At 67.3% G+C, this 23204-nt stretch carries 27 protein-coding genes; 10 read left to right on the forward strand and 17 right to left on the reverse strand.

The genetic code is table 11. From position 1 onward, the window contains the following. The 3 genes from ACWEFV_RS11600 to ACWEFV_RS11610 all read right to left on the reverse strand — a co-directional run bounded on the left by ACWEFV_RS11600 (window position 1) and on the right by ACWEFV_RS11610 (window position 2962). Window positions 1-1071 carry a TobH protein gene (locus tag ACWEFV_RS11600; protein WP_450070274.1) on the reverse strand — a complete coding sequence of 357 codons (1071 nt, stop codon included), beginning with the start codon at window positions 1069-1071 and terminating at the stop codon, window positions 1-3. Then, window positions 1068-2456, reverse strand: coding sequence for a phosphomannomutase/phosphoglucomutase (locus ACWEFV_RS11605; protein WP_450070275.1), 1389 nt, complete (start codon window positions 2454-2456; stop codon window positions 1068-1070). Before ACWEFV_RS11605 ends, ACWEFV_RS11600 begins: the two co-directional genes overlap by 4 nt. An 86-nt stretch (window positions 2457-2542) precedes the next feature. Continuing rightward, complete coding sequence (locus tag ACWEFV_RS11610; RefSeq protein WP_450070276.1) at window positions 2543-2962, reverse strand: DUF3499 domain-containing protein; 420 nt, start codon at window positions 2960-2962, stop codon at window positions 2543-2545. A 131-nt stretch (window positions 2963-3093) separates the two neighbouring features. On the opposite strand from ACWEFV_RS11610, the gene ACWEFV_RS11615 reads away from it, so the two are divergent. Further along, complete coding sequence (locus ACWEFV_RS11615) at window positions 3094-3516, forward strand: metallopeptidase family protein (protein ID WP_036388738.1); 423 nt, start codon at window positions 3094-3096, stop codon at window positions 3514-3516. A 47-nt stretch (window positions 3517-3563) separates the two neighbouring features. On the opposite strand, the gene ACWEFV_RS11620 is transcribed toward ACWEFV_RS11615, so the two are convergent. After that, window positions 3564-3953: a WhiB family transcriptional regulator gene (locus ACWEFV_RS11620; RefSeq protein ID WP_450070277.1), complete on the reverse strand. Its 390-nt coding sequence runs from the start codon at window positions 3951-3953 to the stop codon at window positions 3564-3566. A gap of 294 nt (window positions 3954-4247) precedes the next feature. On the opposite strand from ACWEFV_RS11620, the gene cofD reads away from it, so the two are divergent. From cofD to ACWEFV_RS11640, 4 genes are read left to right on the forward strand one after another with little or no spacing between them, the layout of a single operon-like run. After that, window positions 4248-5231 (forward strand): 2-phospho-L-lactate transferase, encoded by a 984-nt coding sequence (gene cofD, locus ACWEFV_RS11625; RefSeq protein WP_450070278.1) that lies wholly within the window; start codon window positions 4248-4250, stop codon window positions 5229-5231. Between the two features lie 8 nt (window positions 5232-5239). Further along, window positions 5240-6583, forward strand: a complete 1344-nt coding sequence (locus ACWEFV_RS11630) for a coenzyme F420-0:L-glutamate ligase (RefSeq protein WP_167858090.1) — start codon at window positions 5240-5242, stop codon at window positions 6581-6583. 32 nt (window positions 6584-6615) lie between these two features. Further along, complete coding sequence (locus tag ACWEFV_RS11635) at window positions 6616-7128, forward strand: NUDIX hydrolase (protein ID WP_135459916.1); 513 nt, start codon at window positions 6616-6618, stop codon at window positions 7126-7128. A gap of 9 nt (window positions 7129-7137) precedes the next feature. After that, on the forward strand, window positions 7138-7974 hold the full coding sequence (locus ACWEFV_RS11640; protein WP_450070279.1) for an SDR family NAD(P)-dependent oxidoreductase: 837 nt from the start codon (window positions 7138-7140) through the stop codon (window positions 7972-7974). Here ACWEFV_RS11640 and ACWEFV_RS11645 read toward each other — a convergent pair. From ACWEFV_RS11645 to rfbD, 4 genes are all read right to left on the reverse strand, one after another. Beyond that, the gene (locus ACWEFV_RS11645; RefSeq protein WP_450070280.1) at window positions 7971-8306 is read right to left on the reverse strand and encodes a DUF732 domain-containing protein; all 336 of its coding nucleotides are present in this window, start codon (window positions 8304-8306) and stop codon (window positions 7971-7973) included. The genes ACWEFV_RS11640 and ACWEFV_RS11645 overlap by 4 nt on opposite strands. A 133-nt stretch (window positions 8307-8439) precedes the next feature. Further along, window positions 8440-9519: a mannose-1-phosphate guanylyltransferase gene (locus tag ACWEFV_RS11650; protein ID WP_135453215.1), complete on the reverse strand. Its 1080-nt coding sequence runs from the start codon at window positions 9517-9519 to the stop codon at window positions 8440-8442. Window position 9520: 1 nt separating this feature from the next. Beyond that, on the reverse strand, window positions 9521-10411 hold the full coding sequence (locus ACWEFV_RS11655) for a glycosyltransferase family 2 protein (protein ID WP_167857765.1): 891 nt from the start codon (window positions 10409-10411) through the stop codon (window positions 9521-9523). Continuing rightward, entirely contained in the window at window positions 10408-11292 is an 885-nt protein-coding gene (gene rfbD / locus ACWEFV_RS11660) for a dTDP-4-dehydrorhamnose reductase (RefSeq protein ID WP_450070281.1), read from the reverse strand. Before rfbD ends, ACWEFV_RS11655 begins: the two co-directional genes overlap by 4 nt. A gap of 66 nt (window positions 11293-11358) precedes the next feature. On the opposite strand from rfbD, the gene ACWEFV_RS11665 reads away from it, so the two are divergent. After that, entirely contained in the window at window positions 11359-12840 is a 1482-nt protein-coding gene (locus ACWEFV_RS11665; protein WP_167857764.1) for an LCP family protein, read from the forward strand. Window positions 12841-12865: 25 nt separating this feature from the next. Further along, complete coding sequence (locus tag ACWEFV_RS11670; protein ID WP_450070282.1) at window positions 12866-13570, forward strand: TIGR03089 family protein; 705 nt, start codon at window positions 12866-12868, stop codon at window positions 13568-13570. A gap of 89 nt (window positions 13571-13659) precedes the next feature. Here the strand turns inward: ACWEFV_RS11670 and ACWEFV_RS11675 are convergent, their stop codons facing one another. After that, a complete protein-coding gene (locus ACWEFV_RS11675) occupies window positions 13660-14829 on the reverse strand; it encodes an acyl-CoA dehydrogenase (RefSeq protein ID WP_450070283.1) in 1170 nt (389 codons plus the stop codon). A 135-nt stretch (window positions 14830-14964) separates the two neighbouring features. Between ACWEFV_RS11675 and ACWEFV_RS11680 the strand changes: the two genes are divergently transcribed. Further along, window positions 14965-15621, forward strand: coding sequence for a TetR/AcrR family transcriptional regulator (locus ACWEFV_RS11680; RefSeq protein ID WP_450070284.1), 657 nt, complete (start codon window positions 14965-14967; stop codon window positions 15619-15621). A gap of 33 nt (window positions 15622-15654) precedes the next feature. Here the strand turns inward: ACWEFV_RS11680 and purE are convergent, their stop codons facing one another. Then, on the reverse strand, window positions 15655-16170 hold the full coding sequence (purE, locus tag ACWEFV_RS11685; RefSeq protein WP_167857763.1) for a 5-(carboxyamino)imidazole ribonucleotide mutase: 516 nt from the start codon (window positions 16168-16170) through the stop codon (window positions 15655-15657). Then, on the reverse strand, window positions 16157-17407 hold the full coding sequence (locus ACWEFV_RS11690; RefSeq protein WP_450070285.1) for a 5-(carboxyamino)imidazole ribonucleotide synthase: 1251 nt from the start codon (window positions 17405-17407) through the stop codon (window positions 16157-16159). The genes purE and ACWEFV_RS11690 overlap by 14 nt, the downstream gene beginning before the upstream one ends. A gap of 72 nt (window positions 17408-17479) precedes the next feature. Here ACWEFV_RS11690 and ACWEFV_RS11695 point away from each other — a divergent pair, with 72 nt between their 5' ends. Beyond that, window positions 17480-18142 (forward strand): GtrA family protein, encoded by a 663-nt coding sequence (locus tag ACWEFV_RS11695; RefSeq protein ID WP_135453208.1) that lies wholly within the window; start codon window positions 17480-17482, stop codon window positions 18140-18142. A gap of 38 nt (window positions 18143-18180) precedes the next feature. Here the strand turns inward: ACWEFV_RS11695 and ACWEFV_RS11700 are convergent, their stop codons facing one another. Together ACWEFV_RS11700 and ACWEFV_RS11705 are read right to left on the reverse strand one after the other, a co-directional pair. Then, entirely contained in the window at window positions 18181-19377 is a 1197-nt protein-coding gene (locus tag ACWEFV_RS11700; protein WP_450070286.1) for an AI-2E family transporter, read from the reverse strand. A 54-nt stretch (window positions 19378-19431) separates the two neighbouring features. Further along, entirely contained in the window at window positions 19432-19605 is a 174-nt protein-coding gene (locus tag ACWEFV_RS11705) for a CsbD family protein (protein ID WP_135459913.1), read from the reverse strand. 265 nt (window positions 19606-19870) lie between these two features. Here ACWEFV_RS11705 and ACWEFV_RS11710 point away from each other — a divergent pair, with 265 nt between their 5' ends. Beyond that, the gene (locus ACWEFV_RS11710) at window positions 19871-20026 is read left to right on the forward strand and encodes a DUF6131 family protein (RefSeq protein WP_450070287.1); all 156 of its coding nucleotides are present in this window, start codon (window positions 19871-19873) and stop codon (window positions 20024-20026) included. Between the two features lie 56 nt (window positions 20027-20082). Here ACWEFV_RS11710 and ACWEFV_RS11715 read toward each other — a convergent pair whose 3' ends face one another. From ACWEFV_RS11715 to ACWEFV_RS11730, 4 genes are read right to left on the reverse strand one after another with little or no spacing between them, the layout of a single operon-like run. Then, entirely contained in the window at window positions 20083-20721 is a 639-nt protein-coding gene (locus tag ACWEFV_RS11715; protein WP_450070288.1) for an SAM-dependent methyltransferase, read from the reverse strand. After that, entirely contained in the window at window positions 20718-21497 is a 780-nt protein-coding gene (locus ACWEFV_RS11720; protein WP_450070289.1) for a PIG-L deacetylase family protein, read from the reverse strand. Before ACWEFV_RS11720 ends, ACWEFV_RS11715 begins: the two co-directional genes overlap by 4 nt. Then, on the reverse strand, window positions 21494-22447 hold the full coding sequence (locus ACWEFV_RS11725) for an acyl-CoA dehydrogenase family protein (protein ID WP_450070290.1): 954 nt from the start codon (window positions 22445-22447) through the stop codon (window positions 21494-21496). The genes ACWEFV_RS11720 and ACWEFV_RS11725 overlap by 4 nt, the downstream gene beginning before the upstream one ends. After that, on the reverse strand, window positions 22444-23193 hold the full coding sequence (locus ACWEFV_RS11730) for a glycosyltransferase (RefSeq protein WP_450070291.1): 750 nt from the start codon (window positions 23191-23193) through the stop codon (window positions 22444-22446). The genes ACWEFV_RS11725 and ACWEFV_RS11730 overlap by 4 nt, the downstream gene beginning before the upstream one ends. Window positions 23194-23204 lie beyond the last annotated feature (11 nt).

Genomic DNA, 23204 nt, shown 5'->3' on the forward strand with positions numbered 1-23204 from the left:
TTATCCTCGAACCAGTTTCAAATATACGGCCGTCATCTCCACACGGACAGCCAGAATCGCCAGTTGTTGTTCCGGGCGCCCGACCGGCAGGGCCGTCCCAGCCGCTTCCGGCACGTCCTCGGCACCGATCACGGCGATGTCGTCGAAGCCGCTGACCCGTGCCCCCACCGCTTGTCGTTCGGTGTCGGTGATCAACGCGAATGTACGCATGCGGCGTGGCAGCGGTCCGTCGATCTCTTCGTCATGGAACAACGATCGGGCCGCAGGCACCCCCACTGCCCCGCTGCCCATCGCCGCAAGCACATCACTCAGCCCGGCGGCCGCCACCACTTCCCCGGCCAGGCGCAGCATCGCGGCCGCCCCGTGCCGGGCCAGCGCCAGGGTGGCCGGATTGTCGCCGGCCAGCACGACCGCGCTGTCCGACATCCGCTCGGCCAGCGTCTTCGCCGGATTGGTGAACAGCTCTCGCCCGGCGCTGTTGCGCAGCGCCTCGGCGTCGAGTTCGTCGGCCAGTGCGGCCAGATCCACACGCATACCCGGATCCACAACGTGTAGCGCGGCCAGACCTGCGGCCAGGTACCGGGCCAGCCCGAAGTCGTCGGGCACCCACAGCCGGGGCGCGAGCACTACCGCGCGCCCGGCCGCGATGTCACGCAGCGGCCCCTCATGGGGCGCCACGATCAGGACCCGGGCACCGCGGCGCACACCGGTGGCCGCCGCATTCACCAGGGCCGGATCGCCCGGGTCGTCACCGGCGACGATCACCACGTCCAGTGCGCCGAGCCACGGCGGGGTCTCGGCGGCCACCACGATGGGCGCCGAGATCGACGCGCCGAGCACGGCGGCCAGCATGGCGCCGGCACTCTCGGCCGTACCGCGGCCGGCAACCCAAATCACCGTGCGCGGTGGTTGATCGGCACGCAGCGGGTCGAGCAGACCCTCTGCCGACGCCGCGGCGGTGGCCCGAACCTGGGCGCCCGCCATTGCCGCGGCCCGCAGCAGACCGTTGCGATCGGCGGCGAGAAGTCCGTCACCGTCGCCTAAGTCGACCGTGGCGTCCACGGCGTTCACGGCACCGGCTCGCTCACCTCACGGATCTGTGCCGAAACTCTGTCGACGAGCGCGGCGACGTCCTCGGCGGCACGCGCTTCCACGTTCAGCCGGAGCAGCGGTTCGGTGTTCGACGTGCGTAGGTTGAACCAGCTGCCGTCACCGAGATCGACTGTGACACCGTCGAGGTGATCGATGGAGTGGATCGAGCCGGCAAAGGATTTGAGCACGGCGTCGACGCACGCCGGGGCATCGCCGACGGTGAAGTTGATCTCGCCGGACGCCTCGTACCGCTGGTAGTCCGCCATGAACTCCGACAGCGGACGCTCCTGCTCGCCCAGCGCGGCCAGCACGTGCAGGGCCGCGAGCATGCCGGAATCGGCACCCCAGAAGTCCCGGAAGTAGTAGTGGGCCGAGTGTTCCCCACCGAAGATGGCGCCCGTCTCGGCCATCAGACCCTTGATGTAGGAGTGCCCGACCCGGGACCGTACGGGCGTGCCGCCGCGCTCGATGACCAATTCGGGAACGGCGCGCGAGGTGATCAGGTTGTGGATCACGGTGGCGCCGATCTCGCGTTTGAGCTCACGGGCTGCCACCAGTGCGGTCACCGCCGACGGTGACACCGGACGGCCGAGTTCGTCGACCACGAAGCAGCGGTCCGCGTCCCCGTCGAACGCCAGGCCGATGTCGGCGCCGGAGGCCAACACGTGGGCCTGCAGGTCGACGAGATTGGCCGGATTCAGCGGGTTGGCCTCGTGATTGGGGAAGCTGCCGTCGAGTTCGAAGAACAGCGGGAGCACGGTGACACCCGGGATCGGCCCGAGGACCGCCGGTGTGGTGTGACCGGCCATGCCGTTGCCCGCATCGACCGCGATGCGCAGCGGCCGCAGCGCGCTGAGATCGACCAGGGACCGCAGGAAGCTGCCGTAGTCGGACAGCACATCGCGATCGGACGTGACGCCTGCCGGGCCGTCGTGCGCCGGCACGCCGGCGATCACCTCGTCGGAGATGATCGAAAGGCCGGTGTCCTTGCCGACCGGTTTGGCCCCGGCGCGGCACAGTTTGATCCCGTTGTAGGCAGCGGGATTGTGGCTGGCGGTGAACATCGCCCCCGGGCAGTCCAGCAGGCCCGACGCGAAATACAGCTGATCGGTGGAGGCGAGGCCGATTCTGACCACATCCAAGCCCTGAGCGGTGACACCGTCGGCGAACGCTGAGGCCAGCGTCGGCGAACTGGCCCGCATGTCGTAACCGATCACCACCTGTCCCGCACCTTCGGCGCGGACCAGCCGAGCGAATGCACCGCCGACCTCGGACACGAACGCCTCGTCGATCTGGCTGCCGACCAGTCCCCGGACGTCATAGGCCTTGATGACATCGTGAACAGCCGCCGCTGGCCTAGACATATAGCTCCTTGTGAAACGGAATCGTTGGCGCCAGCCTAACCGTCGGGCGGCGTCGATACGTTCACTACTCTTGGCCCGACCGCTGTCTAGTCAGTGGGATCCGGCAACACCCGCAGGTGGCCGCGACGACGTCCGTTGGTCTCCGCGGGACGCGCCGGTGGCACCATCACCGCGCTGGTGCCCAGACCGGTGGAGGGATCGGAGAATCCGGCCACCACCCCGCCCCGGGACACCGCACCGGGTTGACCTTCGCGGACCGCATCGGCCAGCGCCACCAGATCGTCCTCGTCGGGATGGGTGGGCAGCGGCCCGGCGTGACGGACCAGCTCCCAACCGCGCGGCGCAGTGATGCGGCCGGCATGGCCGACGCACAAATCCCAGGAATGGGGCTCAGACACCGTGGCCAGTGGTCCGACTACCGCCGTGGAGTCGGAGTAGACAAAAGTCAGCGTCGCCACGGCATAGTGCGGGCACCCGGGCCGGCAGCAGCGACGGGGAACATTCACGCCCCAGAGATTACTTTGGACGATCGCTGTGGGCCGCCGGACACGCGCAGCCGTCGGGGCCCCGATCCCGAACCGTTACGATCATCGCCGTGGCCCAGCGCAACCCATGGCGATCGCGCCGCGGCCGCGATATGCGCGGGCCGCTACTTCCGCGCTCGGTTCCCGGCTGGCGCAGCCGGGCCGAGCGGTTCGACATGGCGGTGCTGGAGGCTTACGAACCGATCGAACGCCGGTGGGCGTCGCGGCTGCGAGAACTGGACGTCGCCGTCGATGAGATTCCGCGGATGTCCCCGAAAGACCCGGACAGTGTGCAATGGCCACCCGAGGTCATCGCCGATGGGCCGATCGCGCTGGCACGGCTGATACCTGCTGGGGTCGACGTCAGAGGGAACGCGACCCGGGCTCGAATTGTCTTGTTCCGCAAGCCCATCGAGCGCCGGGTCAAAGGATCCGATGAGCTTGCCGATCTGCTGCATGAAATCCTGGTGGCCCAAGTGGCCACCTATCTGGGAGTTGAACCGTCAGTCATCGACCCAACGATCGACGACGACTGACATCGAGCGCCGCACCCCTGCGATGAAGCGCCCTGCCGGGAAGAGCGTCAGATGATGCCGCGTTTGAGCCTGCGACGCTCCCGCTCGGACAGCCCTCCCCAAATTCCGAAACGCTCGTCATGCGCGAGCGCATATTCCAGGCATGCGTCCTTCACTTCGCATCCCTGGCAGATGCGCTTGGCCTCGCGGGTAGACCCGCCCTTCTCCGGGAAGAACGCCTCCGGGTCGGTCTGTGCGCACAGCGCACGTTCCTGCCATTGGTCGTCTTCGTCTTCCGGATCAACATCAATGTGTTCGGGTACCAAACTCAGCTGAGGACGTGCGGGCATCCCCAGCGGTGTCGGCCCGGCGTTGATGTGCGGTGCGTTGTCTACCGAGCCGAGTAGCCGGTTGTCGAACCGGACCACATGATCGAAATCGCCGCTCTCATAAGACATTATCCCCCGCCTCCTCACTCGGTCTCATAGATCCTAAGTGGAGCCCCACTATTGCGATGTGCGGTCACCCCATTCGAACAGTTGATCGAATCTCGGTCCGCGACACCGGAATCGGTCACCGACCGGGAAATGACACATATGTGATTACACACGTGTTAGCTGCCAGGGTCAAGCGCCGGGACGCGAATTCATACCATCTCGTAATGTCAAATCGGCGCGTCGCGACATCGGCGTGTCCTGCCCGTGACGACGTCGTTTCCATCCGCGCGCCCTCAGAGCTTAGGGTCGGACGTTGTGAAGATCACCGTTCTGGTCGGCGGCGTCGGAGGCGCCCGGTTTTTGCTGGGGGTACAGCACCTGTTGGGCCTCGGCCAGTTCGCCGGGAGCGACAGCAAGCATGAACTCACCGCGATCGTGAACGTGGGCGACGACGCGTGGATGCACGGCGTCCGGATCTGCCCGGACCTCGACACCTGTATGTACACCCTGGGTGGGGGCATCGATCCCGAGCGCGGCTGGGGTCACAAGGATGAGACCTGGCACGCCAAGGAAGAACTTGCCGCGTACGGCGTGCAACCTGACTGGTTCGGCCTGGGCGACCGGGACCTGGCCACCCATCTGGTCCGCACCCAGATGCTGCGCGCCGGCTACCCGCTGTCGCAGGTCACCGAGGCGCTGTGCAAGCGCTGGTCACCGGGTGCGCGGCTGTTGCCGGTCACCGACGACCGCAGCGAGACCCACGTGGTGATCACCGACCCCGAAGACGGCGAACGACGGGCGATCCACTTCCAGGAGTGGTGGGTGCGCTACCGCGCACAGGTGCCCTCACACAGCTTCGCGTTCGTCGGTGCAGAACAGGCAACCGCCGCGCCGGGCGTCACCGACGCGATCGCCGAGGCCGACGTGGTGTTGCTGGCACCGTCGAATCCCGTCGTGAGCATCGGGCCGATCCTGCAGATCCCCGGTGTCCGCGGCGCGCTGCGTTCGACGAAGGCACCCGTGGTCGGCTACTCCCCCATCATCGACGGAAAACCGTTGCGCGGCATGGCAGATGAGTGTCTGTCCATCATCGGCGTGGAATCCACCTCGCAGGCCGTCGGCCAGCACTTCGGCGCCCGGTCGGGCACCGGGATCCTGGACGGCTGGCTGGTACACGAGGGCGATGACGCCGAGATCGAGGGCGTGGCTGTGCGCGCGGTACCGCTGCTGATGACCGACCCGCCGACCACCGCAGAGATGGTGCGGGCCGGTCTGGATGTGGCAGGCGTTGCGCTGTGACCACCGGGGTGAACACCGAGCACGGGTCTGCCGACCGGGTCGAGATTCTGCCGGTGCCAGGGCTTCCCGAGTTCCGACCCGGGGATGATCTGGCCGCCGCCCTCGCCGAGGCGACGCCGTGGCTGCGTGACGGGGACGTGCTGGTCATCACCAGCAAGATCGTGTCCAAGTGTGAAGGCCGCATCGTCACCGCCCCTTCCGACCCAGACGAGCGGGACACCCTGCGGCGCAAGCTCATCGACGCCGAGGCGGTCCGCGTGCTGGCACGCAAGGGCCGGACCCTGATCACCGAGAACGCCATCGGACTTGTCCAGGCCGCCGCCGGAGTCGACGGCTCCAATGTCGACTCGAACGAATTGGCCCTGCTGCCGGTCGATCCCGACGGCAGCGCACAGGCGCTTCGCGAAAACCTGCGTGAGCGACTCGGCGTCACGGTCGCCGTCGTGATCACCGACACCATGGGCCGCGCCTGGCGCAACGGCCAGGCCGATTTCGCCATCGGCGCATCCGGGCTCACCGTGCTGCACGGTTATGCGGGCGCACGCGATCGGCACGGTAACGAACTTCTGGTCACCGAGGTGGCGGTGGCCGACGAGATCGCTGCGGCAGCCGATCTGGTCAAGGGCAAGCTCACTGCGATCCCCGTCGCGGTGGTGCGTGGGCTGGAGCTGACCGACGACGGATCGAACGCCCGCACGCTGCTGCGGTCCGGCGAGGACGATTTGTTCTGGCTCGGTACCGCCGAGGCAATCGAGATGGGGCGCAACCAAGCTCAGCTACTGCGTCGCTCAGTGCGCACGTTCTCCGACGAACCGGTCGACCACGCACTCATCGAAGCCGCCGTCAGCGAGGCACTCACCGCGCCCGCCCCGCATCACACCCGCCCGGTGCGCTTCGTCTGGGTGCAGGACGGTGCCGTGCGGACCCGGCTGCTGGACCGGATGAAGGACCGGTGGCGGGCCGATCTCACCGGGGACGGCCGGGACCCGGAGTCCGTCGAGCGCCGCGTGAACCGCGGTCAGATCCTGTACGACGCCCCGGAACTGGTGATTCCGTTCCTGGTTCCCGACGGCGCCCACAGCTATCCCGACGAGGCCCGCACCCAGGCCGAGCACACGATGTTCACCGTCGCCGTGGGTGCGGCGGTGCAGGCCCTGCTGGTGGCGCTGGCGGTACGCGACGTGGGCAGCTGCTGGATCGGCTCGACCATCTTCGCCGGTGACCTGGTGCGTGCCGAGCTCGATCTGCCTGCGGACTGGGAGCCGTTGGGCGCCATCGCGATCGGTCACGCCGCCGATCCGCAACCGCCGCGCGACCCGGTGCCCACCGACGGCCTGCTGGTCGTGAAGTGAGCGCCGAGAGCCTGCACGCCTCCGCCGTCGAGATGCTGACGCATTGGCAGACAGCCGATCCCGGCCAGGACACCCTGCGGTACGCGGTGCTGTCGTTTCTGGCCGCCCGTCCCGACGCCTGCCTGCGCGCATGCGTACCCGGCCACATCACCGCCTCGGCACTGGTGGTCGATCACACCGGAACCCAGACGTTGCTCACCCTGCATCCCCGCTTCGGCCGCTGGTTGCAGCTCGGCGGGCACTGTGAGGAAACAGATTCCGACATTCGCTCCGCCGCACTGCGCGAGGCCACCGAGGAGTCCGGCATCACCGGGCTGACCATCGACCCGCAGTTGGCCGCGCTACACGTGCATCCGGTGACCTGCTCGCTGGGTGTGCCGACCCGCCACCTCGACATGCAGTTCGTGGTGCGGGCACCGGAAGGCGCCGAGATCGCCTGCAGCGACGAGTCTCTGGACCTGCGCTGGTGGCCGTTGGACGCGCTGCCGGAGAGCACCGACTTCGGCCTTCAACAACTCACCGACTCTGTCACCGGAACGGTCTAGTCTGGGCCGGTGAACCCGGAGCGCAGGACCATCGTCATCACCGGCGCCAGCGACGGCGTCGGTGCCGCGGCCGCCCGCCAGTTGAGCCGGCGTGGCGACAACGTCGTGGTGGTTGGCCGGTCACCCGGTAAGACTGCGGCGGTGGCCGGCGCGCTCGGCGCCGACCACCTCGTTGCCGACTTCGCCGAACTCAGCCAGGTCCGCGATCTGGCCGCCCAGTTGGTGGATCGGTATCCGCGCATCGACGTGCTGGCCAACAACGCCGGCGGCATCATGAGCGGAACCCGGCAGGCGACCGTCGACGGCTTCGAGAAAACCTTCCAGGTCAACCACCTGGCCCCGTTCCTGCTGACCACCCTGCTGCTGGATCGCCTGATCGACGCCAAGGCATCGGTGATCAACACCTCCAGCGTGGGTAACCGGCTGTTCGGCCACATAGACATCACCGACCTGAACCACGAACGCGGTTTCAAGGCGCAGAAGGCCTACGGCGATGCAAAGCTGGCCAACATCCTGTTCACCAAGGAACTGCACCGCCGCTACCACTCTGCTGGGATCTCCACGGCCTCGTTCCACCCGGGCTCGGTGGCCTCGAACTTCGGCGCGGAGGCCAACAACCCGGCCTTGGAACTGCTCTACCGCACACCGCTGAAGAAGCTCCTCCTGGTCAGCCCGGACAAGGGGGCAGATCAGTTGGTATGGCTGGCCACGTCGACCCCGGGCTCCGACTGGACGTCCGGACAGTACTACGCCCGGCGCAAGCCCGGTCGGCCGAACAAGCAGGCCAACGATCCTGTTCTGGCACAACAGCTCTGGGACCGCAGCGCGGAGATGGTCGGCGTCTAACCGGGCGCCTGCGTGCAGTACGCCCGGCGGGCGGCACGCAACGCAACCGCGGCCTGCTCCGGCGTGGCCGCATACTGTCCTGCCATCTGGTCGATCACCGCAGATGCGGGCTGACCGGTGTAGAGCAGACGGCACATCTCCCGGCCCACCAGCAGCAACTGGTCGTCATCGCCGGGAAAGACACCTCGTGTGGCCTTGAGATAGGCGTTGTCTTCACCGGTCAGCGGTATCGGCCAGGCCGCCGCCTCCGGCGCGGTGGCTCCGAAAACCCCTCCGAGCACCAACGCCGCCGCGAGCGGCGCCACCGCCTTACGTCCCAGTCCGTTCAACATGGTCCTCCCCTTTCGCCCATCGAATCTTAAGGCGCGGCAGAGGTCGGCAAATACACTTCTTGTGTCAACGCCGAGACGACGGCCTGGGATGCGGTGCCGCCAATTCTCGTCAGAAGCGTAGTTTCGGCGCAGTTCAGACGTCGGTGGAGTACCGGATGCCGCCGTCCGGGATGTTCACCCCGGGCCACACCCTGGCACCGCGCAACAATTCGCAGCGGGCACCGATGTCGGCCCCGTCGCCGATCACGCCGTCGCGGATCAGTGCCCGCGGGCCGATGCGGGCGCCGAAGCCGATGATCGAACGTTCAATCACCGCACCGGCTTCCACGCGCACGCCATCGAAGATCACCGCGCCGTCGAGCCGTGCGCCTGCACCGATCTCGGCTCCGCGGCCCACCACGGTGCCGCCGATCAACAAGGCGCCGGGAGCGACCGCCGCACCTTCATGGACCAGGGACTCACCGCGCTGGCCGTTGAGCGCCGGCGAAGGCGCGATGCCACGGACCAGATCGGCCGATCCGCGCACGAAATCCTCGGGTGTGCCCATATCGCGCCAGTAGGAGGTGTCGACGTACCCGCACACCTTCAGCCCGTCGGCGAGAAGGCCCGGGAACACCTCGCGTTCGACCGATACCGGCCGGCCCTTCGGGATCTGGTCGATGACATGCTTTTTGAACACATAGCAGCCGGCGTTGATCTGGTCGGTCGGCGGATCCTGGGTCTTCTCCAGGAATGCCGTCACGCGGCCGTCGGCATCGGTGGGCACACAACCGAACGCACGCGGGTCACTGACGCGCACCAGATGCAGCGTGAGGTCGGCCTGGTGGGTGTCATGTGACTCCAGCAGCGCGCCGAGGTCGGCCGCCGACAGCACGTCACCGTTGAACACCATGGCCGTGTCGTAGCGCAGCTTGTCCGCCACGTTGGCGATGCCACCACCGGTGCCGAGAGCCTCTGTCTCGGTGACGTATTCGATCTCGAGCCCGAGATCGGAGCCGTCACCGAACGCCTCCTCGAAAACCTCGGCCTTGTACGAGGTGCCCATCACCACATGATTGATCCCGGCCGCGGAGATCCGCGCCAGCAGATGGGTGAGGAACGGAACTCCGGCCGTCGGCAGCATCGGCTTGGGCGCCGAGAGCGTCAGGGGCCGAAGCCGGGTGCCTCGTCCACCGACGAGGACGACAGCGTCCACCTCCGCGGGATTGATCACGTCAGTGCCCTTTCGCATGTTTACGTCGCGAACTACCGACCACCAGGCCCGCACGTGCTGCCAGCGCGCCCCGAATCGTCCACCGTAACGGCGCCTGCCAGGGCGCCGGATACCGATCAGCCAAAAAAGTGTAGGTACTGCGGTGGTGGGCGGCCAAGTTGCGCGCCGGGTCACGGCCGGTGGAGTGGCCCTTGTCGTGCAGCACCTCGGCCGACGGCACATAGACGTTCTGCCACCCGGCCCGGGCGATCCGGTCACCGAGGTCGACGTCCTCCATATACATGAAGTAGCGCTCGTCGAACCCGCCGACGGCGTCGAAGGCCGCCCGGCGCATCAACAGGCACGAACCGGAAAGCCAACCGACTTCGCGCTCAGTGGGATCCTGGCGGTCCTGGCGGTAGGCCGCCGTCCACGGATTCGACTTCCAGAACGGGCCGACCACGGCATGCATGCCGCCGCGAACCAGGCTGGGCTGGTGCCGCGCCGACGGGTAGACCGAGCCGTCGGGGTCACGGACCAACGGCCCGAGTGCCCCGGCCTGCGGCCAGCGCCGGGCCGCGTCGAGCAGCAGATCGATCGAGTGGGGCCCCCACTGCACGTCCGGGTTGGCGACGATAAAAAACTCCGAGCACTCCGCATCCGATATCTCCTCGGCGCCGCGGTTGACCGCGCGGCCGTAACCCAGGTTGCTGCCGGTACGGAGCAGGCGCACGTTCGGGTAACGCTTTTCGGCCTGCTCGGGTGCACCGTCGGTCGAGCCGTTGTCGGCCATGATGACGGTCACCGGCCGATCGGTTGCCAACGCAAGCGAGGCCAGGAAACGGTCCAGGTGCGGGCCCGGCGAGTACGTCACCGTCACCACCACAAGCGGGCGGGCCGCATCCTCAGTCACGGCGTAGAGGGTAGCGGGCCGGACGGGCACTCTTTTCCAACCGCGGCCACCAGGGCTTCCCGCCAATCCCTCAGCGGGGTCAGGCCCGCCTCGGCGGACCGGAGCGCGGACAACACCGTGTAGGCCGGCCGCAGCGCGGGCCGCGGGTGGCGGCTGCTGTCCACCGGCCGGACCCGCTGCGGATCGGCGCCGACGGCCGCGAAGGTCTCCCGCGCCTGGTCGAACCGGCTGGCCGGTCCGGCGTTGGCGGCGTGCAGCACGCCGGGCCGCACACCACCGTCGGCGATCTGCAGCAACGCCGCGACCAGGTCACCGGTGTAGGTGGGCGACCCGATCTGGTCGGCGACCACATCGACCGGGCCGTCCCCGGCCGCCAGCCGGCGCATGGTCGCCACGAAGTCGGCTCCGTCGCCCCCGCGGTACACCCAGGCGGTGCGGACGACGTAGGCATCGGGTTTGGCGGCCAGCACCGCGTGTTCCCCGGCCAGTTTGGTCTGGCCGTAGACGTTGACCGGTCCGGTCTGGTCGTCCACCTCATACGGGGTGCGACGCTGCGCGGACGCGCCGAACACGTAATCCGTGGAGATGTGCACCAGGTCAGCGCCGGCCTGTGCACACACCGTGGCGAGGTTGCCCGGACCGGTGGCGTTGACGGCGTAGGCCCTGACCTGGTCGGTCTCGGCGGTATCCACCTGCGTGTATGCCGCGCAGTTGATCACCACATCGCCGGGCTCGACGAACCCTCGCACCGTGTCAACGTTGGTGATGTCACATTCGGCAGAGGTCAGGGCCAGCACGTCACGACCCTCGCCGCGTCCCTGATCAGCCAATACCCGGCCGACCATGCCGCCGGCCCCGGTGATCACAATCCGTTGCGCCATGCGCCGAGTCTGGCACGCCGGTCGCCGTTACCCGGCTCACGCCTGCGCCGCAAGTAGCCTGGGCAGGTGCCTATCCCCCTGCTTCGCTCCATCGCTGTCGCCACGGCGTCGGCCGTGGTGCTCGGAACGGGGGTGGCCTGGACCCAGATCCGCTCGTTCGAATCCGGTATCAACCACATCAGCTCGGCGGCGCTCGGCGGGGGCGGCGACGACGGCGCCATCGACATCCTGCTGGTCGGTATGGACAGCCGTACCGATGCACACGGCAACCCGCTGTCGGCCGAGGAGCTGCAGACGCTGCGCGCCGGTGACGACGTCTCGACCAACACCGACACCATCATCCTGGTGCGTATCCCGAACAACGGGAAGTCGGCCACCGCCATCTCCATCCCCCGCGACTCCTACGTCGAAGCGCCGGGCTGGGGAAAGATGAAGATCAACGGCGTGTTCGGCGACGTCAAGCTCGACCGGATGAAGCAACTCGTCGAGGTCGAGGGTGAAGATCCGGCCGTCGCCGAGCCCAAGGCCACCGAGGCCGGCCGCGAGGAGCTGATCAAGACCGTCGCCTCATTGACCGGTGTCACGGTCGACCATTACGCCGAAATCGGGCTGCTCGGCTTCGCATTGATCACCGACGCCCTGGGCGGCGTCAACGTCTGCCTCAAAGATGCTGTCTACGAACCGCTTTCGGGTGCCGATTTTCCCGCCGGCTGGCAGAAGCTCGACGGCCCGCAGGCACTGAGCTTCGTCCGCCAGCGCCATGACCTGCCGCGCGGCGACCTCGACCGGGTGACCCGGCAGCAGTCGGTGATGGCGTCGCTGGCCCACGATGTGATCTCCAGCAAGACGCTGTCCAGCCCGGGCACGCTGAGCCGGTTGAAGGAAGCCGTGCAACGGTCGATGGTGATCTCCGACGGCTGGGACATCATGGATTTCGTCGAACAGCTGCAGAAGCTGGCGGGCGGCAGCGTGGCGTTCGCCACCATCCCGATCCTGCGTGAGGACGGCTGGAGCGACGACGGCATGCAGAGCGTGGTCCGGGTGGATCCCGCCGATGTCCGCCAGTGGGTGTCGGGCCTCTTGCAGGATCAGGACGCGGGCAAGACCGAACAACTCAGCTACTCGCCGGACAGCACCACTGTCGAGGTGGTCAACGGCACCGACATCAACGGCCTGGCCGCCGCGGTGTCACAGGTGCTGAGCAACAAGGGATTCGTTCCGGGCGCGACCGGCAATCACGAAGGTGTCGCGCCCGCGTCCAGCCAGGTGCTCGCCGCCAAGGCCGACGATCTCGGTGCCCAGGCGGTGTCGAAGGATCTCGGTGGGTTGCCGGTGAACGAAGATTCGTCGTTGCCGCCGGGCGCGGTGCGGGTGGTGCTCGCAGCGGATTACACCGGACCCGGCTCCGATGGCATGGATCCGTCCGCGGGCATCGTGGATCCGGCCGCGGCCACTGACACCTACAGCGACACCGGCGAACAGAGCCCGCCACCACCGCCGTCGCCGATCCTCAACGCGGGTTCGGACGATCCCAAGTGCGTGAACTGATCGTCCTCGAGTAAAACCAGGGGTTATGAGCACAGTCAGCGCCGCGGTGCTGGATCCGTTGTTGGCAGCGGATCCGGCGGGGCCACGGATCACCCATTACGACGACGCCACCGGTGAGCGGATCGAGCTGTCGACGGTAACCATGGCCAACTGGGCCGCCAAGACCGCCAACCTGTTGCGCGACGAGATGGGGGCCGGCCCGGGCACGCGGGTGGCGGTGCTTCTGCCCGCACACTGGCAGACCGCAGCGGTGTTGTTCGGGATCTGGTGGATCGGAGGTGAAGTCGTGCTCGACGGCGAAGCCGACATGGCGCTGTGCACCCGGGATCTACTCGATGACGCCGACGACGCGGTCTCCGGTGGCGAGGTCGCGGTGCTGTCGCTCGACCCGTTCGGCAAGCCCGCCCCGGATCTGCCCATCGGGGTGACCGACTACGCCACCGCGGTGCGCGTGCACGGCGACCAGATCGTGCCCGAGCGCGTTCCCGGTCCGGCCCTGGCCGGAAAATCGGTCTCCGAGGTACTGGACGCGGCCCGGAATGCCGCGGCCACACAGGGTTTCACCGACCGCGACCGGGTGCTGTCCACCGCATCGTGGGCCACCCCGGATGAGCTGATCGCGAATCTGGTCGCAGTCTTCGCCGCCGGGGCGTCACTCGTGCAGGTGGCCAATCCCGATGCGGGCGCACAGGAACGGCGTCGCACGACGGAGAAGGTCACCCGCGGCTAGCTTCTTTCGCCGACCAAATGCCCAATGGCCAGTTATTGCACGGCCTTTCGGCGAAACTGTGCGTTAACTGGCCACTGGGCGGTGTTGGATTACTTGAGCAGGGCGCGGCTCATGACCACGCGCTGAATCTGGTTGGTGCCCTCGTAGATCTGGGTGATCTTGGCGTCCCGCATCATCCGCTCGACCGGGAAGTCCACGGTGTAGCCGGCGCCGCCGAACAGCTGCACCGCATCGGTGGTGACCTCCATGGCCACGTCGGAGGCGAAGCACTTGCTCGCCGCGGAGATGAACCCGAGGTTGGTCTCGCCACGCTCGGCGCGCGCGGCAGCGTGGTAAACCATGAGGCGCGCGGCCTCCAGCTTCATCGCCATATCGGCCAGCATGAACTGCACGGCCTGGAAATCGGCGATGGCGGTACCGAACTGCTTGCGGTCCTTGGTGTAAGCGATCGCCGCGTCCAGCGCGCCCTGGGCGATACCCACGGCCTGCGCACCGATCGTCGGGCGGGTGTGATCCAGGGTCGCCAGTGCGGTCTTGAAACCGGTGCCCGGCTCGCCGATGATCCGGTCGCCCGGGATGCGGCAGTTCTCGAAGTACAGCTCGGTGGTCGGGCTGCCCTTGATGCCGAGCTTGCGCTCCTTGGGGCCGACGCTGAAGCCCTCATCGTCCTTGTGCACGACGAACGCCGAGATGCCGTTGGCGCCCTTGTCCGGATCGGTCACGGCCATCACGGTGTACCAGGTCGACTTGCCGCCGTTGGTGATCCAGCACTTGGTGCCGTTGAGGATCCAGTCATCACCGTCGGCCTTGGCGCGGGTACGCATGCCCGCTGCGTCGCTACCGGCCTCGCGCTCGGACAGCGCGTAGGAGGCCATCGCCTCACCGGAGGCGAGCGACGGCAGCACCTGCTTCTTCAGCTCGTCGGAGCCGCGCAGGATCAGGCCCATCGTGCCCAGCTTGTTGACGGCGGGGATCAGCGACGCCGAGCAGTCCACCCGGGCCACTTCCTCGATCACGATGCAGGCCGCGACCGAGTCGGCGCCCTGACCGCCGTACTCCTCGGGCACGTGAACCGCGCTGAAACCCGAGGCGTTCAGCGCCCGCAGGGCCTCCTCCGGGAAGCGCGCATTCTCGTCGACGTCGGCAGCGTGCGGGGCGATTTCCTTCTCCGCCAGCGCCCGGATCGCCGCCCGAAGCTCCTGGTGCTCCTCAGGCAACTGAAACAAATCGAAAGATGGGTTACCGCCCCAGCCGGCCATGATCTTCTCCCTAGCTTTCAGCTCTCGGCTCTGTTGGATCAATCGTTGCGCGGACTGCACATCGAGTACATCGTCCTGCTACTTTTGGTACCCAGTACCATAGCATCGGCACTCAGTACCATGAAAGGTGCACTCATGCCCGACCTGCCAAGCACCCGGGAGCGCCTGGTGAGCGCAGCATTCGACCTGTTCGAGGAACGTGGGTACGAGGCCACCAGCGTCGATGACATCGCGACACGGGCGGGGGTGGGACGCACCACCGCGTTTCGTCAGTTCGGATCGAAAGAGGCGTTGATCTTTCCCGACCACGAAGCGTTGCTGCGCCGCGCCGACGAGAGGTTGTCGGCGGCGCCGGCCGAATCGCTCCCCGCCGAAGTCATCGCGGTGGCGACAACCTCGGTATTCGAGAACTATCTCGCCGAGGGCGAGCGCGCCCGCACGCGCTATCGGCTCACCCGCTCGGTACCTGCCCTGCGCGACTTCGAAACGGCCGTGGTGTCGCGCTACGTCCGGCTGTTCACCAAACACCTGCGGACCGCACTGACCGCGGATTGGACGGCGGACCTGCGCGCCGAGCTATTCGCCAACGCCGTGGTCGCTGCACACAACCATGTTCTGCGCCGATGGCTGCGCGGCGACTCGGCCAACCCGCGGTCGGACCTGGCCGAGGCGCTGGCCGCGACATGGCCGATCTACCGGGGCGGTGGCGGCCGCACCGCGGTGGTGGTGATGTCCACCGATGAGCCGATCGAGTCCCTGACCCCCCGCATTCGCGGGCTGATCGGCGATTGAGTGCACGCGCGGGCTGCTACCCGCGCGCTTCGCTCAGCCTTCGCCCAATAGGCGATCGCGCAACGCGGCGTCCTTGGCCAACACCATGGTTTCCAGGTCAGCCTGGAATTTCACCATCCGGTCCCGCAGCGCGGTATCGGATGACCCGAGGATCCGCACGGCCAGCAGGCCCGCATTACGTGCTCCGCCAATGGAAACCGTGGCCACCGGCACTCCGGCCGGCATCTGCACGATGGACAGCAAGGAATCCATGCCGTCGAGGCGGGCCAGTGGCACCGGAACTCCGATCACGGGAAGCGGTGTTGCAGACGCCACCATGCCGGGCAGGTGGGCGGCTCCTCCCGCTCCGGCGATGATCACCTCGACACCCCGGTCCGCCGCGGTCGTGGCGTAGTCGAGCATCCGTTGCGGGGTGCGGTGTGCGGACACCACACCGACCTCGAACGGCACCTCGAACTCGGCGAGCGCGGTGGCCGCGTCGGACATCACCGACCAGTCGCTGTCGCTGCCCATGATGAGTCCGACCCTGGGGCCATTACTTTCCGGCATGTTCATCCCATCCGTCAGTCCACTCGCCGTGTGACAACCAGTGCGCTGCCCGCACCGCACGCTCACGAAGTTCGTCCATGTCCGTGCCGATGATGTTGACGTGCCCGAGCTTGCGGCCGGCCCGTTCGCCCTTGCCGTACAGGTGCACCTTTGCGTCGGGGATCCGCGCGAAGAGGTGGTGCATCCGCTCGTCCATCGACATCGTCGGCGTCTGCGGCGCCCCGAGCACGTTGGCCATCACCGCAGCGGGCGCGATCGCCGAGGTGTCGCCCAGCGGGTAGTCCAGGACCGCCCGCAGATGCTGCTCGAACTGGCTGGTGACCGCGCCGTCCATGGTCCAGTGCCCGGAATTGTGCGGACGCATGGCCAGCTCGTTGACCAGCAGCGTGCCGTCGACCGTCTCGAACAACTCCACCGCGAGCACCCCGACCACGCCCAGCTCGTTCGCCACCCGTAGGCCGAGTTCCTCTGCGGCCGAACCGAGTTCGTCGGACAGGCCGGGCGCCGGGGCGTACACCTCGACGCAGACGCCGTCGCGCTGCACGGTTTCCACCACCGGCCAGGCCGCACCCTGCCCGAACGGCGATCGGGCCACCAGCGCGGCGAGTTCCCGGCGCATCGCGACGCGCTCCTCAGCCAGCACGGCCACCCCGTCGGCCAGGTAACCGGCCACCACCTCGCGCGCGGCAGCCAGGTCGTCGGCCATCACCACGCCCTTGCCGTCATACCCGCCGCGCACGGTCTTGATCACCACCGGACCGTCGATCTGCCGCACGAATTCCTCGACGTCGGCGACCGAGGTGATCTCGGCGAAGCGCGGCACCGGGGCACCCAGGCTCTGCAGCTTGCGCCGCATGAGCAGCTTGTCCTGGGCATGCACCAGCGCCTGCGGCGGCGGGTTGACCGTGACCCCTTCGGCCACGAGCGTCTCCAGGTGTTCGGTCGGCACGTGCTCGTGGTCGAACGTTATTGCCGTCGCCCCGTCCGCCGCCCGGCGCAGCGCATCCAGGTCGGTGTGGGAGCCGATGACGACGTCGGGAGTGACCTGCGCGGCGGATTCGTCCGGCCCGGCGGACAGCACCCGCAGGGTCTGCCCGAGTGCGATGGCCGCCTGGTGCGTCATCCTCGCGAGCTGGCCACCGCCGATCATCGCCACCACAGGTGGTTTCTTGGGAGTTGTCGGCACGCCCTCTATGGTGTCATGCGCGGATTCATGTCCTCGTCGTGACCGGTGCATTGACCTGCGGTTAAGGTCCGGCATCCGCAGCGATGCGGCATCGAACGACGCATTTACGTACACTGCCTAGCTGTGTCCTTCGCCGATGCGACAATCGCTCGATTGCCGCGATTCGTCCGTCCCTATGCCGAGCGGCATCACGAACTGATCAAGTTCGCGATCGTCGGCGCGACGACGTTTGTCATCGATTCGGCGATCTTCTTCACCCTCAAGCTCACGGTTCTTGAGCCCAAGCCGGTGACCGCCAAGATCATCGCCGGCGTCGTCGCGGTCATCGCGTCCTACATCCTCAATCGGGAATGGAGCTTCCAGAACCGCGGCGGCCGCGAGCGCCACCACGAGGCCCTGCTGTTCTTCGCGTTCAGTGGCGTGGGTGTGCTGCTGTCGATGCTGCCGCTGTACTTCTCCAGCTACGTCCTGGGCCTTCGGGTTCCCGAGGTGTCGCTGACGGTGGAGAACATCGCCGACTTCATCTCGGCCTACATCGTGGGCAACCTGCTGCAGATGGCGTTCCGGTTCTGGGCATTCCGCCGCTGGGTGTTCCCCGACGAGTTCGTCGACAAGCCCGACCTGGCGCTGGAATCCACGCTCACCGGCGGCGGCTTCGCCGAGGCGTTCGAGGATCATGCCGAACACAAGTCCGCCACCGTGACGCCGCTGCGCCGGCCGAGTCGCCGCGCGAAGGCGCGTCAGCTCGGTGACTCTTCGGACCCCAGGGTGTCGAAGACTTCGTGATACCGCGGGGGTGACCCCACACGAAACGATGCGCCGGTTCATCGCCGGTCGAGCTGCGGGAAGAGTGTCTCCCGCGCCAACAGCAAGATGGCCGCGGCGATCGGAATTGCCAGTAGTGCACCGACGATTCCGAGCAACGCCGCACCGAGCAGGACAGCGACGACGGTCACCAAGGGCGGCACCTGCACGGTCCGCCCGATGATCCGTGGCACCAGCAGGTAGTCCTCGACGAGTCGCAGCGCAACGAAGAACACGACTGTGGCGAGTGAAACGGGCACCGACACCGTCAAAGCCACCAGTGCGACGACGATGCCGGCGATCGTCGATCCGACAATCGGGATCAGGTCCAGCACCGCGACCAGCACGGCGAGCAGCAGCGGGTAGGGCACCCCAAAGGCGATCAGCCAGATGAAGGTGAGGACTGCGGTGATCACCGAGATCAGGATGTTTCCCAGTACATATCCGCCTACCTTGGCGAGAATTTCATCACCGATCAGGATCGTGCGGGGACGCCGGGAATTGGGTGCCAGCCGATAGAGCGACGCGCGGATCCGGGCGAAGTTGGCGAGGAAGTAGGCGGTGAGGACCAGCACGATCATGGCTCCGCTGACGGCGCTGAACACGAACTCCCCGGCACCGACGATCCCGCCGACGACGTTGGGAACGTTTCCGCCACCGAGCGCCTCCTGGAGCTTGTCCTGGAGGTGGAATCGACTGTTGAGCTGGTCGATGGCGGGGTAACGCTGCTGGAGGTGGTGCAAATAGTCCGGGCTGTTGTGGACGAGTGCGGTTCCCTGGGCAACCATCGGCGGAATCGCAGTAGCCAGAAACCCCGCGAGCATGCCGAAGGCCACCAAAAAGACCAGGCCCACAGCTGCCCAGCGAGGAATACGGTGTCGCACCAACCAGGACACGGCGGGTTCGAGACCGATCGCGAGAATTGCGGCGATGACGATGAGGACCAGAACCCCGCGGGCGGTGATCAGCAACTGGATCCCGCCGTAGGTGATGGCCACCCCTGCCGCGGCGACCATGCCGATCATGAATGGCGACTTGCGGTTGAACCTGGGACCAGCCTCACCCAACGGATGGGCGGGTGAGCTGATCCGCGCCGCGTCTTGCTCTGCGGCGACGATCGCCTGACCCTCGGCCTCGGTGTGGGGTTGCCCGACGGCGTTGTTGTGCGCCGCCGGACCCACAGCCGTTGGCGGCGAATCGTTTTCAGGTTCAACCATCGGAACCTCCAGCACCTTGGCGAAGTGCGCGCTCAGTCCCGCATCTCGTTGCGGTCAGTTCTTGAAGGCGTCCTTGACCTTCTCGCCGGCCTGCTTGAGGTTGCCCTTGGCCTGATCCTTATGTCCCTCGGCCTGGGTTTCCCTGTCGCCGGTTGCCTCCCCGACCTTTTCCTTGGCCTTCCCAGCCAACTCTTCGACCTTGTTCTTGGCCTTGTCGACGGCGCTCATGTGTTTCTCCCGATTTGTTGCGCTGGCCATGCCGCGGATTCGCGACACGGAATGACGCAGCGTGCGAACGATATTCGTCACGCTGCCACCACGGGATACCCATCCCGGCAATGTCTAACCACACCCTCGGGAGATCGGCGATGACCATCGCGGTTTCGCGACTGGTCAATGCGGGTATATCAGGGCCACACAAAGTTGAGCTGATGGCGACGACGAATTGATCTTGCCCGGACTCTTCCATCTACATCGAAACCAGGTGAACACCATGATCGTTCTTGGAGTCATCCTTCTCATCGCAGGATTTCTGCTGAAAATCTCTCTGCTGTGGACGATCGGGGTCGTCCTCCTGATCATCGGCCTGGTGCTGATGGTCATGGGAAGGGCAGGACATGCCATCGGCGGCCGCAGTCATTACTACTAGACCGCCACCCCGGCGGCATACCCGAGTGCATTGGGGGACAGCCCTATCCGCCTTGGTCAACCGACGCCGGGCACACCGTCGCGTTCGGCAACGGATGCTGCGCTATGGGTATCGAAAACCTCGATGACGACATCGCGGTCGCGGTAGCTGGCGATCGAATTGAGTCCCGGCGTCGCCGCGATGACCCTGTTGGCCTGATCACCGGTGAGCGGATAGTCGGCCACCTCGTGACGCCAGTGTGCCGCTATCACGGTCGCACCACGGGCCAACTGCGGACACTCGCGGCGGAGCAGCCCGGCCAGCGACTCCTCCTCCAGGTAGTACGCCACCTCCGAGAGCACCAACAGGTCGAAAGATCCTGGCGGCCAACGATCGTCGAGCGAGCCTCGCGACAGGGTGACACGATCCCGCAGCCCGTCCCGGCCGCCATCGGCACGTAGTCGCGCGTCGGCGATGTCCAGGGCGGCTCCAGCCACGTCCATCGCGGTGACGTGATCGCAGCGCTCGGCGAGCAACGCCGTGAGAGTGCCGATCGAGCAACCCGGCTCGAAGGCATGCCGATAGCGCCGCTGCGGCAGCATCGCCAGCGTGATCGCGTACTTGCGTTGCTCATACCAGCGGGTGGCCAGTCGCCACGGGTCCGCCGAGGTCGCGTACATGCGGTCGAAGTACGAATCGGGCAGGCGCTCCGTCATCGGAACACCATCTCCCCGACCGCGAGCAGCCGAGGCAGCACGAACGGCGGCAGCACCGGGCCCGCGCCCGGTGCCTGCGGGAGGAACTGGCTTCGAAAGCATTGCGCCGCAGCTTGTTTACGCCCCACGGCGGAGGCCGTCAACGGCACCATGAGTGCCCGATCCCACGGCACTGCGGAGTCACCGGGCGTGGCCCAGTGCCACATCCAGACCGGGTACTCCAACAGAACCGCCGCGGTGCGGTGCACGGCCGTGGCAGCAGCCCGTCCAACCGCCTCGTGATCGGGGTGCCCGTCACCGCGCCACGTCGTTGCACACCAGGTGCCCGGCGGGCACGCCTCGAGTATCCCGGTCAGCAGATCGGCAAGTGAGTCTTGGTGGCCGGTGAGTTCACCGTCGGGCAATGCGAGGTTGACCGGCTCCCCCACCCCGAGAATCCTTGCGGCCTTTCTCAACTCGGTGCTTCTGGTGCGCTCCAGCCGGATACGGTCGAATGGGCTGAGATCCTCATCGGCGGCCCCGCCGTCACTGACGGACACCACCCGTACATCGATACCCCGCTCCGCCAGCAGCGCCATCGTCGCCCCGAAGCCAAGGGTCTCGTCGTCGGGATGCGGTGCGACCACCACCAGGGCAGGGCATGTCGCGAGGTCCAGCTCCCTGAAGGAGCGGTCCCAGGTCGTCCAGGCGTGACCCGGGGTGCCACCACAGCTCAGCGGCCGTGACCCGAACCTCGCGGCATTGCCGCACTGTTCAGCGGGCTCTGCGGCTGTCATCGGCGCGCCCCCGCCAGCTTCCCGAGCGCGGCGAGGTCACGCTCAGCGTGGCTCTGCCGCACATAGATCGTCAGATCCGCGACGCGACGTGCGTGCTGGGCATCCTGGCACAGCGGCGCGGGCCCGAGTGCGCGGCCAGTGCGGGTAATCGCCTCATCCACAGCGGTTTCAGCGACAGCGCGGGTTCGCCGGGCCAGTAACTGAGCGGACCCGGACCGGTCGAAAGGGTCAGCATCGGTCGCCTCGGCCGCCGCGACCAGCATCGCTTCGGCCGCAGCGATCGCGGCGTCGACAGCCCCGAGGTGGGCCAGCACGTGGGTATCAGCAGCTCCGCGGGCGACGCGTTCGTATAGGGGCGCGGCGACCGCGCGGGCAGCACCGACCCAACACGCCGCGACACCGATTGCACCGTGCCAGAAGCCGGGGCGATCCAGATAGTCGCCGGGATCACCGACGGGCATCGCACGCGCGTCGCTGAATTGGACCGAGCGGGTGTCGCTGGCCGCCATGCCGGGATTCCTCCAGGTGCTGGGCAACGGACGCACCCCTTCGCTGCTCGTCGTCACCGCGTACAGCGCGCGTCGGCCGTCGTCGCGGCGGGCCGTCACCAACGCGTGTGTACAGAGGCCCGCCCCCGAGCACCACGCTTTGGTGCCCGACAGCTTCACCGTGTCTGTTTCACCGTCTCCGGCGATGTGCGCATTGAGCACCGCGTCCGGATCTTCGGCAGCCCACACCGCCCACAGCTCGCCTGCCGCAGGCGGTTTCGCACCCAGCTCGTCGAGGATCGCGACGGCATCGACGTGAGCCTCCGCGAGTCGTCCGGCGACGACGTCGATCTCCGTCAGCTCCGCAAGCCGTTGCCAACGCCGCTCCGTCGCACCGGAACCCGGCAGCGGCAGGTCCAAACGGCCTGACTCCAGCCAGCTCCGAACCAAACCGGCCGTCATGCGGAACCCCTTTCGGCCGAACGAAATACCGACCGCGACACATCACGGAGGTAACCGGCGAAGCCGCCTGGCGCCCGGCCGTTTCGGCGCGCTGACGTGGTCACCGACAGGGTCGAGTCCCGTTCTATCCGGTAGCCGGCGGTCTCGAACCTTTCGACCAATTCGACGTCCTCGCCGGTGGCCAGAGGCCGGAAGCCCCCGAGTGCCCAGTATGCGTCGGCACGAAAACCCATATTCGCGCCATGGATGTGGCTGTGCCACTTGGTGCCCCGCGCTCTCGACTCGTAGGAATGCACGTAGCGCCGGACCAACTCCGCGGGGTGATGCCGCCAGTCCGCCACCCGCACGACGCCCAGCACCATGGCGGCCGCCGACGCGGTCTGACGCAGCAGCCAGTCGGGGTCCACCTGGCTGTCCGCGTCGGTAGTGGCGTACCAGGCGCGGGAGTCTTCGACGTGGTTGCACAGCGCATGTGCATAGGCGAAACCGGCGGCCCGGCTCGCGCCGACGTTGCCCGCCTCCACGCTGACGAAGTGGAGGTCGTGACCGAACTCGCCCGCCAGCTCGGTGCTCCCGTCGTCACAGGAATCGAGGACGACGACGGTCAGCACCGGCATCGGGCAACAGGCCGCGGCGGTGATCACCGCACGCAGGCAGCGGGGCAGAAGCGCGGCTTCGTTGTGGGCCGGAATGACGACGATTGCCTGATCGAAAGCGGTCGCCAATTGGTTCACCCGTGCGGTCATGGCTGATAGGT

It is taken from the genome of Mycobacterium sp. NPDC004974 (genome assembly GCF_053600815.1).